Here is a 14,687-nt window from a genome sequence, read left to right as displayed (position 1 = left end):
GGATTATAAAGAGCATCCCATCAATTGCCTATGGATGCAGGTAACATTTTTTTAAAATAAAATGAGCATTAGCAACAAAAGTTAAAGGCGCACAGCAAACTCAGGGGACTGACACAGCACGCAGTGCGTGTGTTCAGGCGTGAGAGCATGAAAAGTACGTTTGCAGCTTTCGCAGGTGAGCGTATACGCCGCACTATGCCGCGTTGAGGCGGGTTCCACGTCAAACCGCAGCCGCAGCGCCTGATGCGGACATACCGCCGCACAGCCGCCGCATCCCGTACAACGCGCCGCCGCTATCGTCAGGGTATTGTCGTCAAACTGGATAACGTTCTCCGGGCAGCTTCGCCAGCAGGCACCGCACATCCTGCACTCTTGCGGACTGATTTCGGGTACGCATTCGCTGAACGCGGAAAACGCCTGTCTGAGACGCCGTTTCCCCGGCTCGACGGCGCACGGGGTAATGGCGTCGCGCGGAACATGAAACAGAGTGCGCCGCGAGGCATTAATTTCCGCGCCGACAACGTGTTTGAAAGACCAGCCCGGCTCGCCGTAGCGGCGCAGCGCTAAATTTAGCCTCGCCAGCGCCATCAGCCACTGCGCCGATCGCTCCACCGCAATATCAATAAAGCGAATACCGTACTGGCTGTGCCAGAGAAGCAGTTCATCGACCGTTGGCGCCTGTAGCGAAAACGGCCCCACCAACGTATCCCCCTGCACAAAGCGTTTAACCGGTTTGATACCGGTAATGGCGTCAACAGGACAGACAAACAGACAGTCGCCACAGGCTATGCAGCGCGTCGTATCTATGCTGACCTGCCCCTGCGCCAGCGAAAACGCCTGCGCCGGACAAACATCGGCGCAAGCGCGGCAGGAAGAAAAACGAAAGCGACGACGGACGCAAGCCTGCGTCACGTCTACCGCCGGATCGATCGTCAGGTTAACCATCAGCCAATACTAAAGAAGACGTAGCGCAGCATAATCTCGCCGAGAAGCAGCAATACGCTGCCCGCCACCAGCGTCCCTCTGGCGTTTCGCAGACCGCCTGCGGCAAAGCAGAGCATTCCCGCCGCTGAGACACACCAGCCGAGAAGATAGACGTCACGCAACTGCGCCAGCGCCTGTAGCGGATGATGCGGGAAAGTGACGACCGTCGTATCCACCGCATTAATATCCGCCAGCCATAGCGGCTGCATGATCAGGCGAATCAGCACCATCAGTGCGACCACTATCACAGCGCAGCGCATTGCGGCGCCAGCGTTGCGCAGATAAGCCAGCGCAATGACTACCGAGCCGATAATGCCTGATGTGCCAAAAAACAGCGCCAGCGTGTTGCTATGCTGCCAGGTCGCCACCGAGGCATGGATATAAACCTGCGCCATGCAGAATACATCCACCAGCCCGAACGCCGCCGCCAGCGCCAGCAGCGGCTGCCAGCCTGGTTTTCGGAAAAATAGCAGCACAACCCCCAGTCCCAGCGTCGCCAGATAAAGGCTGGCAAAGACGATTTCGCGACTCAGCCACGAACTGGCGACATGACGTAACGCGTTTAGCGCATTCAGGGGATAGCCCATGTGCAGCGCTGAAGCAAGCAGCCCCACGCAGGCCAGTACAAACGCCCCCGCCATCGCGGGAAGCGCGCCGCGTGCAGGCACGCGTCCCTCTACGGCGTACTGGCGGCCCAACGCCAGCCACACTGTCACACCCACAGACCCTTGCAAACAGAGCGTAAAAATCAGCAGCGGTAACTCATGCATGGCGTTTACCCTCTTTTTCTGCGCCCTGATGCGCTTTGACAACCAGATTAGGTTTGGTTATGGATGAATCTGGCAGCCCGTTAACGTCGCATACGCTACCGTACTTCGCGCGCAGTTCATCAATCGGGCCAAACTTGATGGCCTCCAGCGGGCAGGTCGCGACACAGACGGGCTGTTCACCTTTCGCCAGTAAATCAACGCACATGTCGCACTTGGACATTTGGCCGGTCTGCTCGTTAAGCTGCGGCGCACCGTAAGGGCAGGACCAGGCGCAATAGCCACAGCCGACGCATTTGTCGGTATCAACGCGCACGATGCCGTCGCCCGGGCGTTTATGCATAGCGGTAGTCGGGCAATTTTTGGTGCAGACAGGGTCCGCACAGTGGTTGCAGGAAATGGAAAGCGTATAAGCAAATACGTTATTGCTGACCCCGCCCTGCCCGGTCGGGATGAAACTTCCGCCCTTGACTTCATAGACGCGGCGGAAACGACGGCCTACTTCCAGATTGTTTTTGTCTTTGCAGGCCACCTGGCAGGCTTTACAACCGGAGCAGCGTGAGGAGTCGATGAAAAACCCCAGTTGTTTATCGCTCACCGGCGGGTAATGTGTAAACTGACTCATGCTTTAGCCACCTCCACCAGCATGGTTTGATGTGAATTTCCCTTCGCCAGCGCGGTAATACGGGCCGAGCTGAGGACGTTCGCACAGCCGCCTTTATCAATACCGTTCTCATCCGGCTGCCACCAGGCGCCGGCCTGCATCGCGACAACGCCAGGAATAATGCGCGGCGTCACTTCCGCCGGGATTTCGCAAATCCCGCGTGAGTTATGAATACGCACCATGTCGCCATGCGTAATGCCGCGCTTTTGCGCATCCTGCGGGTTGATCCACAATGTCTGATGCTGCACTTCAATCAGCCACGGGTTAGCGTATTGCGTTGAGTTGGCGCGGTTTTTTCCTTTCCACGTAATTAACTGGAGCGGAAAATCTTTCGCCAGCGCATCCTCCGGGCCTTCATGCGCGGGAACGTAGTGCGATAACGCCGGGATTTCCGGATGCTGCATGTCGTAGAGGCGCTTCGAGAAGATCTCTATTTTCCCTGACGGCGTCGGGAACGGATGATTTTCCGGATCGCGAATATTGTCTTCAAAGGCGATAAATGGCGCGCTTTTGAACAGATGCTGACGGGTCTTTTGCAGCGTGGCGAAATCCGGCAGATTTTCGTCCGGCATCGCCAAGCGCGTCTGTTCCCAGATGTGTTCAATCCACGCTTTCTCATCGCGCCCTTGGCTAAATTCATTCTCAATGCCTAATTTCGCCGCCACCTCACGTAGCCAGTCGTAGTCGGAGCGCCGCTCAAATTCAGGCTCGATCAGTTTTTCAGAGAGTATCAGGTAGCTTGCCGTACCCCAGGTTTCACCGATGTTCCAGCGTTCCATAAAGCTGGTTTCCGGCAGCAGTAGATCAGCGTATTTCGCGCTCGGCGTCATAAACAGATCGCTGGCGACAATAAACTGGATCTTTGATTCATCCTCCAGTACGCGTACCGCCTGGTGCAGATCGGGGTTCTGATTCGCCAGATAGTTCCCGGCCAGCGAGAACAGAATACGGATGTTACTGTCCAGCTTATCGGCATCTTTCAGCCCCATATCCGGCGTCACTTTGCTGGCGTCGTCTGCGGCCTGCACCCAGTTCATCACCGAAATTTTGGCTTTTACCGGGTTATCCGGCATCTCCGGACCCGCGGCAAATTTACGGTTAGCGCAGCCGCCGTAACCCGCAGCCCAACCGCCTTTGATGCCGACATTACCGGTAATGGTCGCCAGTAGGGTCGAGCCGCGCGCGGTGCGCTCGCCGCAGTTGTGGCGCTGTGGTCCCCACCCCTGAATCAACGCGGCGGGTTTGGTATTCGCGTAATCACGCGCTAACTGGCGAATGGTTTGCGCCGGCACATGGGTGATCTTTTCCGCCCACTCGGGGGACTTAACGACACCGTCTTTGGCGCCGGTCAGATACGCCACCAGCGATTCGTTAGCCGGTACTCCTTCCGGCATTGAGTCTTCGTCAAAACCGATAGCGTAGCGCGCAATAAATGCGCGATCGTGCAGATTCTCGCTGATGATGACGTACATCATCGCGTCCATCAGCGCATTGTCGGTGGTGGGCAGTAGCGGGATCCACTGATCCGCCAGCGACGAAACGGTGTCGGAATAGCGCGGATCGACCACGATAAACCGCGTACCGTTCTGCTTCATCTTCTGCAAGAAATAGTTGGTATGACCAAAAATGGTCTCCGTCGGGTTATGGCCCCACAGAATCACCAGTTTGGTCTCCAAAAGTGTATCCAGCGAACTGCCGCTGGCGGCAATGCCGTAAGTATAAGGCGTCGCGGCCGCCGTGTTGCCCATACTCACAGAATGGTAGCTTTCGAGATAGCCGCCGGTCAGATTCAGCAGGCGACGCGCCATTTTATCGCCGGAAAAGGTGCCGCCGGAAACGGCGGTGCCAACATGAACATAGCGCGAAGCCGGGCCATATTTTTCAGTAATCGATTTTAAATTATCGGCGATTAAGGTTGTCGCTTCATCCCAGGAAATTCGCTCGAACTTTCCTTCACCGCGTTTTCCTACGCGCTTCATGGGATATTTAAGTCTGTCAGGATGATAAACAAATTTACGGTATGCGCGTCCACGAACACAGGCACGCATCACCGGCATTTGCGCATCCAGCGCATTATCCGGTCGCGTTGAAATTCGCGTCACGATACCGTCACTAACATGCGCCCGAATATCGCATTTACCCCCGCAGTCAAAAGTGCTGCATGTCTGAACGACTTTTTCCGCAGGCCTGTTTTCAGTTGCCGTCACAGCGCGCGCCTGAGCGGTAGCTGGCGAGGAGACAAACGGTAACGCAATAAGCGCGGAGCTGGCCTGGATAAAGTGGCGGCGAGAAATAGCGGGCTGTTCGCCATTTCCCTGGCTTTTTATATTTTTCATGATCCGACTCGTCAAATAAAAACCCATTCTCACGTTTTTAAGTGTTAGATCTCTTGATATTTATCAAGCTCCCTCATTAAGGGTAATTCCGGAAAAATTAATAATTCTCATTAACTTTAAATTAAATGAAATTCATAATTTATTCTGAAGAGTTGTTAACGTATTAATTCAAAATTAACCGCTGCAACCTGACCGGACTCATCCATTACGACAAGTTGATAACGTCCAGCGATATTGAGTAATAAAGAAAGGCGATTATTTTCGCCATTAACAGGTTCGCCATTTAAAAACCACCAGCGACGCCCTTTACCGCCGGTAGTCGAGACGGGCAGCGTAACGTTTTCCTGGCCTGGCAATTGCCTGATCACCGCGCCGTCCCTCACTCCTGACAGCATTAACGGCGCGGCATCACTGCCCTGTAGCGGCGGACAGTGGTCGGACGCCGCGGGCAAGCGGGCGCTACGTCTTTCCGCAGGCGGCAGCCACGGCTCCAGCGGCCGCGGCCAGACGATAAACGTATGCGCACGCGCCTGCGGACAGTCGGCAGCGACACGCCGCCCCGTATCATCCAGCCAGACCGGGAAACGAATACCGTTGATGTCTTCCTGCTCAGGTAACAGCAGCGTGGGCGGCTGGCTGTCATCGAGCAGCCATGTCGCCAGTCTGCGGCGACAGTTGCTGTCTCCGGCAGGCAGAGTCTGGCCGCCCGGCCAGCAAATGACGCCGCGGCTTACCGCCTGCGGACGCGGATCTTCCGGCAGGCGTCCCGTATGCGCCAGTAACAGATTATTGACCTGATTAAGCAATGGCACCGCGCTGGCAAAACCAAATTGCCCCACCACAGGCGTGCCGTCGGGTCTGCCTATCCAGATGCCGATGATATAGCGCGCGTTAACGCCAATAGCCCACGCATCGCGATAGCCGTAGCTGGTGCCGGTTTTCCACGCCAACGGCACAATGCGCGGCAGCGCGTTATCCGGCAAGGGTTGCGCTTCATCCGCCATAATCCGTCGAATGATCCACGCCGCTCCCGGCGACATTAATGGTCTTTCCGACAGCGGATCGTCCGGCTGTAACCGTAGTTTCGCCGCTTTCCCATGACGAGCGAACGCGCTGTATGCCGCCGCCATCTCGTCAAGCCGCGCGCCCGCGCCGCCCAGAATCAGCGAAAGATTGGGCGCCGCGCCAGCAGGCAAATATAGCGGCAGGCCGACGTTACGCAGTTTTGCCGCAAATCGTTTCGGCCCATAGGCTTCAAGTACCTGAACGGCAGGCAGATTCAGCGAGCGTACCAGCGCGTCGCTCATGCTGACCGGGCCGTGAAATCCGCTGTCGAAGTTTCCCGGGCGGTAATCTCCGGTGCGGCGCGGAACGTCCTGTAATAATGATGCGGGATGGATCAAGCCGTCATCCAGCGCCAGACCATACACAAAGGGTTTGAGTACCGATCCCGGCGATCGGATCGCCGTTACCATGTCGACATGACCAAAACGGCTGTCGTCATTAAGGTCTACCGATCCGACCCAGCCGCGCACGCTCATATCGGTATGATCGACGACGATCATCGCCAACGAACTGCGTGCAGGCAGCCGCCCTTTCCATGCCCGCGCCAGATCTTCCAGTTGCCGCTGCAACCCGGCGTCCAGCGTGGTCACAATTTTGTCGTTCTGGCTTTTACTCAACATCATTCGGGCAAAAAGCGGCGCCAGTTGCGGCATTTGACGCGGCGCCAGCCAGACCGGTTCTTCACGCGACTCGCGTACCGTTTCGGCAGGCCAGACGCCCTGAGCCGCCATCCGATCCAGCACTTTATTTCGTGCCGCTTCGGCTCTCGCAGGCCAGCGGTCGGGGCGTAACCGGCTCGGCGCCTGCGGCAATACGGCCAGCAGCGCCGCGTCAGCGTAGCTCAGGCGCGCGGGCGGCTTGCCGAAGTAGGCCCAGCTTGCAGCGCCAATACCCTGTAGCGTGCCGCCGAACGGCGCGCGGTTCAGGTACAGCGTCAGGATATCGCGCTTGGACAAATGCCATTCAAGCTGGAGGGCGCGCCAAAGCTGGCGGATTTTACCGCCGAACGTGCGCGAATGCGGGTCCAGCAGTCTCGCCACCTGCATAGTCAGCGTACTGCCGCCGGAAATAACGCGCCCGGCGGTAAGATCCTGCCATGCCGCGCGCGCGACGGAAAAAGGGTTAACGCCAGGGTGCTGCCAGAACCAGCGATCTTCGTAATTGATTAAGGCCTCCAGGTAACGGGGAGAGACCTCTTCAATCGTCACCGGATAACGCCAGATCCCCCCGGCGTCGGCAAAGCGCCACAGCGGCGTACCGTCATGGGCTACCACGACCCGCGCAGGATGGACCTCATTGAGCGGCAGCGGCCAGAGTTTATCCGCTGCCCATAACGCCAGGAAAATAAAAAGCGGCGCGCCCGCCAGCCACAGCCAGCGGCCACGTTTACCACGCCAACCGTTCATTTAAGGCGTCACAATCAGCAGCCCCTCGCTCGCGCCGGTTGCCCGCCACTGAGGCGCGTACATCGATTCCACCTGCGGTTGCGCAAGCTGGTACGTTCCCGGCGTTACCGCGCGCGCCAGGTAGACCAGCGTCACGGGCTGGCCCTCATTGACAACGACGGCAGCCACAAACCGATCGTCGCGGAATTCCATATACTGAATATCCGCCTGCTGCATCTGATTAAGCAGATTTTGCACTTCGCTACCGCTCTCCGGCAGGCTGGCGCTGCTGTCAGCCAGATTCTGGTTTTCCAGCTCCAGCCCGGCCGGGAGCAGGTCCACCACCAGCGCATCCGGCACATTGCGATCGGCCACTACCGTTAACCAGACCAGCACCAGTTCGCCGCTACGCAACGAGGACAGCGATTTGCGCTGACCATCGGTCCCCAGTATTTGTCGTTCAATCTGCAAAACGTTGCTGGCAGGCTCAGGCGCAGATGAGGGATAGCCGCTGCTATCCAGACGCAGCCATAGCGGCTGGCTACCGGTGTTCGTCACCTCAAGGGCGGCCAACTGGTCAGCATCCAGATTACGGGTCAGCGCCTTGTCGCCCGCCAGCGGCTGCGCCTCTAACGAGGTCTGCGCCTGCCAGGCGCCCGCGCTGGCCTGTCGCGAATGCGCGGCGAGGAACAAGGCATTGTTCTCCTGGGTAGAGAGCCAGCGCTGACCGAAGGCCTGCTCAGAAAGCGAGCTTAATAGCGCGTTTTGCGCGTCCGGTCTGAGGTTGTTCTCTTCCAGTAACGACAACATCAGAGCGTTATCGCGCAGAGAACTGCCGTAATCCGCTATCCATTGCCGTTCGTCCTGACGCGGCGTATTCAGAGCCAGCGTAATGGCCTCTTCGCCGCGTCTGGCATCACCCATCGTGTTTAACGCGATGCCCAATTGCATCAGCGGCAGTCCTGAAGCCGCCTGACTACGGCGCTCCCAGATTTCGCGCAGCGCGCCGAGCGGCGCTTTCTGCTGACGCGCCAGTACCAGCGCGGCGTAAGCCTGAGCGGCAAAAGTACTGGCCTGGGTATTATCGCTATAACGAATCAGCATCAGCATCGTGCCGGGATCCTGCAGATAGCGCAGCAGTCGCTCATTGCCCCGGTTAATGGCCTCCGGCGGGACGCTATATCCCTGCTCGCCCGCGCGAATGAGGAAATCCATCGCGTAGGCCGTTAGCCAGGGCTCTTCCGCCCCATTTTCATCCCATAGCGCAAAACCGCCGTTATCACGCTGCATCTGTAGTATCCGGGAGATGCCGATATCCACCGCGGCGCGCCGTTTTTCATCGCTATCGCCGGTAATACCGAGCGACTGCAATTGAGCGGCATTGGTATACAGCGCCGGGAATAACCCGCTGGCGGTTTGTTCCAGGCACCCGTACGGATATGCTTTCAGCTCGCGAATGTAGCGCGCCAGATTGAGCGGCGGTTTTCCGCTTAACAGCAGTTGTCCCTGTAACGTGGCTGGCGAGACGTTTGCCAGATGCTGCTCTGGTACATGCCAGCTCTCTCCCGGCGCCAGCGCAATGCCGCTATTTACCGTTTGGGCAGGCCAGGCCGGACGCACGCCGATTTGCCACTGCTTATGCTGCGCGCCGAGGGTTTCTCCCGGCAGATTCAGACCGCTAATGGTCGCCTGGATTTCGCCTTCGCCAAAACCTTCCAGCGCGCGTACCGGAACGAATAAGGTGGTGCGCACGCCCGGCGCCAGGTTGACCGGTTGCGGCTGTTGACTAAGCAATTCCAGTAACCCACTGGCGGCGAGCGCAATATTCAGCGTCTGCGGACGGTCGGTCAGATTGGTGACGTCCAGCACCAGTCGCGAAACATCCCCTCCCGCCAGAAAACGCGGCATATTCAGCTCGGCAATCACTGGCGCGGCGACAACGACTTTGCTTTCGCCGCGACCAAAATCGTCCGCTGTCCATGCCTGCGCCATAACCCGCAGTTCGCCGTTAAAGTCGCCAATCGGCAGCGTTACGACCCCTTCGCCCTGCTCATTGAGCGTGATCGGCTGCGCCTGCTGCGCGATGATATTGACATGGTTTACCGGCGGTTTTCCGCCGCGCTTAAGGTCGTCGCCATCGCCGCCAAAACGCAACGCCGCCAGCCGCCCCTGCCCTTCAATGACCTGGCCGTAAATATCGTAGATATCCGCACCGTAGCGTTTTTGACCGAAGAACGCCTGCCACGGGTCCGGCGTCGCGTAATCGGTGATATTCAATACGCCGCTATCGACCGCGGAGACCAGCACGTTGATCTGTTTTGGCATTTCGCCGTGTTTAACGCTGGCTTTCACCCTGACGGTGAGCGGCTGATTCGGGCGCATTTTAGCCGGGCTTTCCAGCGCCAGATCGAGGCGGCGGTTTTCATCCCCCAGCGGCAGGTGTAGTAACCCCACGGCGCGTTTTGGCGTCGCGGAACGAGATTTATCGCCGGGACGCACCACCAGCGTACTGAGATAGAGATCGTGGCGATTCCAGGTTTTATCCACCGGAATCGTGAGCTCCAGACCTTGTGCCGGCACATCGATCGCCTGCCACCACAGCGGACCGTCGCTGGACTCCACCATGGCATAACCTTTACCGGCGACCGGCGCGGCGATATGCAATTTCATGGTATCGCCTGGACGATAATTCGCTTTATCCAGTTTGAGGGTGACGCGATCCGGACGCGCCGCGCCGCTACCGTCGCTGTTATCTTGCCAGCTATAGCCGGCCCAGAAACGAACGCTGCTGACCGTCTCATTCGGCGCTTTGACCTCCAGACGGTACGCGCCCCATTCCACCGGGAAGCTGACTTTTCCGGTTTCATCCGCGTTAAGATCCAGCGTCTGCTCGCCCTCCACCAGATCTTTTTGATCAAACTGCGACTGCCAGCCTTCGCTTTCCGACCAGTTCCAGTAATAGTCGCGACGCTCGCGGATGAGCCGCACCTGTAAACCGGACACCGCTTTTTTCTCGCCCTGCGCGTTGGCGTAAACAATATCGAATGCGGCGTTGCTGTCTTCGTCGACAATCGGTTGATTAACGGTGGTATCCGTACGGTAGTCGTATACCGCTTTGGCGGCGAACTGTGGACGAATTCCCGGTAACGTATCGGCAGGCCAAATCGCCTGCTCTACGCGACGAGTGACCGGACGACCGCCAGACTCCAGCAGGCTGGCCTGTAGAATTACCTGCAGCGGCGAATGCGCTTCTTGCCACTGGCTGGCAGCACTCACTTCACCACGTCCGCCTTTATCCAACGTCAGTTGAACTTCGTCCAGGCTGCGCGAAAGATTCTCTTCAGCAATATTGCCGAACTGGAAGCCAGGCAAGGCCGCGACAGCGTCGCGCAGCGGACGCAGGAAAAGTTGCCCTTGCAGGGTATTGCCGTTAGCAGGCGCGCCATACAAGTAATAGCCGACAACGGAGAATTTCACCTCATCCGCAGGCGCCAGCGGTGTTTTTTGCGCCGTCAGGTTGAGCGCCATCCGCTCCGGCATAAAGTCTTCCACGTGGAAATCCCAACTCCGCAGCAAATTATCGCCGGTGTTGGCGCGGACATGCCACAAGCCGGTCGGCGCGTTGATATCCAGCGGATAATTCAAACGGTATAGCCCGTTTTCCGGCTGGCTGACGACGGTACGCATCACCTGTCCGTCTGGTTTTACCACTTCCAGCTTAACGGGTTGATCGGGCAGCGTTTTACCGTCGCTATCGCGCAGTAATCCGTTGAGGATAACCGTTTCGCCCGGTCGGTAGAGATCGCGCGGGCCGAACATAAAGAACTGCTTGCTGTAGCCGGGCGCGCCAGCGACATTAAATTCCGACAGATCCAGAGCCGGAAGCGTGAGATCGAGCAGCGTGGTCTGCTCCTCTTTACGCGCCAGTAATAGCGCCGCCGCTTTATCAGCTTCCAGTTGCACATGCCCCTGCGCGTCGCTCGTCGCCTGCGCCAGCGTCTGACCTTTATCATTCAGAAGAACAATCTCAATTCCCGACTGCGCCGCGCCGTTTTCCAGGCTTTGCGTAAAGATATCCAGCCGATTATGGTAACGGTGCGCGGACACGCCGATATCGCTAAGGGTAAACAACGTAGCGGCATTACTATAGTTGTAGTGTCCAGCCTGATTCATTACCGCCACATATACGCCCGCCTGTTGCAGCGGCTTAATATCGCTTAATGGCAGCAGCAGTTTCTCACGCGTATTGCGCGCCGGATTAAGATCAAAACGACCGGTATAAACCAGATCCGCCATTTTCAGCAGATGGTCGGACTCCCAGTTAGAGAGAGAACTACGGTACTCCCACTGGCTGACAAATGACGCCAGCGATCCGGGCTTAACGCGGAAAAAGTTCACATCAACGTGGTTGACGTTAAGCGCCATGACCGGCAGTCCTTCCGCGATTTTCCCCGGTAGCAGCGATCCCCGGCTGGCAAAGCCGACGCTGGGCTGGACATCACGCGTGGTAATCGTTTTTTCATAAGACTTGCCGAAGGTGGCGTTATTCAGCGCTTTAACGGCGGGATCAATCGTGACCACCAGCACGCGCTCAGGTTCCAGATGACGTAACCTTAGCTCTTTTAAATTTGGCGCCAGCTCCCATGCGCCGTCAACGCTGCCGCTTTTCTTATCAACCACGTGAACCACACGGGAGAAATCCTGTTCAGGATCTAAAGGAATTGAAAACGTCAGCACCAGCGTCGCCGCGCCGTCAAGCTGCGCTTCGGAGGCGTCTAATAGCGTGAGCGCTTTGCCCTGGCTTTGCTGCGCCAGCTTTTGTAGCTGTGCCGGGTCTTGCGCGGGCGAGGGCTGCGCTACGGCTGGCGCTTCGCTTTTAGTCGTCGGGGCGGTTTTATCGTTGTTATCGCATCCCGCCAGCGCCAGCATGATCATGCAGGCCACCACGCGTAAATGTTTCATCTTTCATCCCTGGCCTTAACGGCCTGTCAGCAACGGTTGATGAGATATTATGCGCGAGAAATTTTATTGTGTAAGTCCGTATTACTGTGATGATGCGAAAATTTTACGCAGAAATGTGGTTTCGCCAGCCAAAACAGCCTCTTCTACTTGTCCCTTTTCGGGAAACGTCCGACAATTTGACCATAATCAGGTAACAATGGAGATGCCCATGACCACCGCCTTTTTTGTCGCCGCCGACTGGCTTGCCGAACATATTGATGATCCGGAAATACAGATTCTTGACGCCCGTATGGCGCCGCCAGGACAGGGACATCGTGATATGGCGGGCGAATATCGCGCCGGACATATTCCCGGCGCGCTGTTTTTTGATATTGAAGCGCTTTCCGATCGCGCATCGCCGTTGCCGCATATGATGCCGCGCCCGGAAGCGTTTGCGGTGGCCATGCGTGAACTGGGTGTTCGCCAGGATAAACACCTGGTCATATACGATGAAGGCAATCTGTTCTCCGCTCCGCGGGCGTGGTGGATGCTGCGCACGTTCGGTGCCGAGAAAGTGTCCATTCTGGCGGGCGGACTGGCGGGCTGGCAGCGCGACGAATGGCTATTGCGCGAAGGCGAGGAAGCGCATGAAGGAGGCGAGTTTGAGGCGAAATTCACGCCGCAAGCCGTGGTGCGTCTCACCGACGTATTGCTGGCAAGCCATGAAAAAACCGCGCAAATCGTTGACGCGCGTCCGGCGGCGCGTTTTAACGCTCAGGCTGATGAACCGCGTCCGGGACTGAGGCGCGGACACATTCCTGGCGCGCTAAACGTCCCGTGGACGGAACTGGTGTATGAGGGCGAATTAAAGACCACTGACGAACTGAATGAGGTTTTTTTCAGCCACGGCGTGAGTTTCGACAGACCGATTATCGCCAGTTGCGGTTCCGGCGTGACGGCCGCGGTCGTGGTGCTGGCGCTCGCCACGCTGGATGTGCCTGACGTCACGCTTTACGACGGCGCGTGGAGCGAATGGGGCGCGCGTACCGATTTACCGGTTGAACCCGCTTAATATCCGCCATGCCGGATGGCGCTCACGCTTATCCGGCCTACCGTTCAGGCTGATGTAAAACGATCTACAGACATTGTTTTTATTCAGCTCTTTTCCACTGTCCTGCAAACGGGCATTATTTTCTCTTAATAAAATCCTATTTTTTATCGGTAAATACTTTACGCCGGGTATAAGGAGTATCATCACCGCTGTTTTGGTTTTCACCGGGAAATAACTCCTGTAAATATAATTTTTAAGGATGGAAAATGGATATTTCACTCGCTAATTTAATTGAGTTGGTTAAAAAGGTTAACCGCAATAAGGTGCCTAATTCTATGCCTGCCGAGGAAATAAGTCGTCTGCGAGTGCGTAAGTATCGCGATCCGCAAAATACGGAAACCACTGAGTTGCCTGAAAGCCTGAAGGCGCTACTGGCCTACGACCGCGATCTACTTAGCAATTATAATATGCCTGTGATTGAAACATTACAAAGATCTATTGATAAAGAGGGAGTAATTCATTCTTACTCCCCTGATGAAGAGGCGTATTACGGCGCTGGCATGGATAGCTCAGGTATTGATATTGAAGATCTGATGCCTGTCTGGAGTAACGATCCCCGTCTTCCGGCATTAATTCGTATCGATCATGTCGGCGATCAGGCCATTTTTATCTATATCACCGAACGGGATGCCAACGGCGAATACCCTATTGCCCGCATGGAACGAAATGAATTCTGGCTGGCGGAGTCTTCTCTGGTGGAATATCTCTATAATATTATTTCGGGCGCTAAAGACATTGGCTTTACCGAAGAGGATTTACATCTTTCGCAATGGAAGGCACAGCAAAAAATGAATGAAAAACGCGATGCCGCTTTACTTGACCTGGAGGATTATCATGAGGCGTTTTGGGCAAAACTGGACGCGCTCGTCGATTAATCGACATGCTGTCGGGTGGCGCTCACGCTTATCCGGCCTACCGTTCAGGCTGATTTAAAACGAATCTACATAAATTCGGTTTAAGCAGGCCACAAAAAAACCGCTCAATTGAGCGGTTTTTTTGTGCTGGTCCGGTTCGCGGCCTTTCCAGCAGGCTTTGTTGCCATAGCAACGCAGGCACACCACAGTAGGTAAATACTCCCTTTTAAGGAGAGCAAAGTCAAGTTAATTCACGACGAAACTATTCAGCATTTGAGGTATTATCTTTCCCGGCCCCCTCCGCCGTCTCGCAAACGGGCGCTGGCTTCAGGAGAGGATGTTCCATGGCCGTAAGCGCAGGCACACCACAGTGCCTGCTATCACGGCATTATCGCCAGCGGTGCTGTCGTGATGCGGTCTTCGCAAGGACCGCAACATGAAGGTACGATACTTTTGTGTCGTGCTTCTTGTTTCTGGCACGTTGTGTCTTCACGCAGACAGAAGCCACCCAGGTAGCTCTGTTCCCGTAACGCTCAACGTCCAGAGCAGGTAAGCCAGGAGGCCGCCCTGTTGGGCGGCT

General features: G+C 56.6%; 10 protein-coding genes. 3 read left to right on the top strand and 7 right to left on the bottom strand.

Annotated features, from left to right (window positions below; genetic code table 11):
- Nucleotides 1-81: 81 nt before the first annotated feature.
- The 6 genes from ACH0WD_RS13070 to ACH0WD_RS13045 all read right to left on the bottom strand — a co-directional run bounded on the left by ACH0WD_RS13070 (nucleotide 82) and on the right by ACH0WD_RS13045 (nucleotide 12,163).
- Nucleotides 82-945, bottom strand: a complete 864-nt coding sequence (locus ACH0WD_RS13070) for a 4Fe-4S binding protein (RefSeq protein ID WP_000247787.1) — start codon at nucleotides 943-945, stop codon at nucleotides 82-84.
- Nucleotides 945-1,754, bottom strand: coding sequence for a dimethyl sulfoxide reductase anchor subunit family protein (locus ACH0WD_RS13065; RefSeq protein ID WP_000544898.1), 810 nt, complete (start codon nucleotides 1,752-1,754; stop codon nucleotides 945-947). Before ACH0WD_RS13065 ends, ACH0WD_RS13070 begins: the two co-directional genes overlap by 1 nt.
- Nucleotides 1,747-2,376 (bottom strand): DMSO/selenate family reductase complex B subunit, encoded by a 630-nt coding sequence (locus ACH0WD_RS13060; RefSeq protein WP_000077437.1) that lies wholly within the window; start codon nucleotides 2,374-2,376, stop codon nucleotides 1,747-1,749. The genes ACH0WD_RS13065 and ACH0WD_RS13060 overlap by 8 nt, the downstream gene beginning before the upstream one ends.
- Complete coding sequence (locus tag ACH0WD_RS13055; protein WP_001519256.1) at nucleotides 2,373-4,751, bottom strand: DMSO/selenate family reductase complex A subunit; 2,379 nt, start codon at nucleotides 4,749-4,751, stop codon at nucleotides 2,373-2,375. The genes ACH0WD_RS13060 and ACH0WD_RS13055 overlap by 4 nt, the downstream gene beginning before the upstream one ends.
- 155 nt (nucleotides 4,752-4,906) lie before the next feature.
- Complete coding sequence (gene pbpC / locus ACH0WD_RS13050) at nucleotides 4,907-7,222, bottom strand: peptidoglycan glycosyltransferase PbpC (protein WP_001014748.1); 2,316 nt, start codon at nucleotides 7,220-7,222, stop codon at nucleotides 4,907-4,909.
- The gene (locus ACH0WD_RS13045; protein WP_000681847.1) at nucleotides 7,223-12,163 is read right to left on the bottom strand and encodes an alpha-2-macroglobulin; all 4,941 of its coding nucleotides are present in this window, start codon (nucleotides 12,161-12,163) and stop codon (nucleotides 7,223-7,225) included. It lies immediately after the preceding gene.
- A gap of 208 nt (nucleotides 12,164-12,371) precedes the next feature.
- Here ACH0WD_RS13045 and sseA point away from each other — a divergent pair, with 208 nt between their 5' ends.
- The gene (gene sseA, locus ACH0WD_RS13040; protein ID WP_000205254.1) at nucleotides 12,372-13,214 is read left to right on the top strand and encodes a 3-mercaptopyruvate sulfurtransferase; all 843 of its coding nucleotides are present in this window, start codon (nucleotides 12,372-12,374) and stop codon (nucleotides 13,212-13,214) included.
- Here the strand turns inward: sseA and ACH0WD_RS13035 are convergent.
- A complete protein-coding gene (locus ACH0WD_RS13035) occupies nucleotides 13,194-13,418 on the bottom strand; it encodes a hypothetical protein (RefSeq protein ID WP_001533267.1) in 225 nt (74 codons plus the stop codon). The genes sseA and ACH0WD_RS13035 overlap by 21 nt on opposite strands.
- 41 nt (nucleotides 13,419-13,459) lie before the next feature.
- On the opposite strand from ACH0WD_RS13035, the gene ACH0WD_RS13030 reads away from it, so the two are divergent.
- Both ACH0WD_RS13030 and timP read left to right on the top strand, forming a co-directional pair.
- Complete coding sequence (locus tag ACH0WD_RS13030; protein WP_000355299.1) at nucleotides 13,460-14,128, top strand: DUF5066 family protein; 669 nt, start codon at nucleotides 13,460-13,462, stop codon at nucleotides 14,126-14,128.
- Between the two features lie 415 nt (nucleotides 14,129-14,543).
- Nucleotides 14,544-14,660: a small toxic inner membrane protein TimP gene (timP, locus tag ACH0WD_RS13025; RefSeq protein WP_350028759.1), complete on the top strand. Its 117-nt coding sequence runs from the start codon at nucleotides 14,544-14,546 to the stop codon at nucleotides 14,658-14,660.
- The last annotated feature ends 27 nt before the right edge of the window (nucleotides 14,661-14,687 follow it).

The sequence above is a fragment of the Salmonella sp. 2020_1395 genome (genome assembly GCF_043848115.1).
Lineage (GTDB): Bacteria > Pseudomonadota > Gammaproteobacteria > Enterobacterales > Enterobacteriaceae > Salmonella > Salmonella enterica.
Note: the sequence above shows the minus strand (reverse complement) of the source record. Positions and strands in the feature narration are given on the sequence as shown.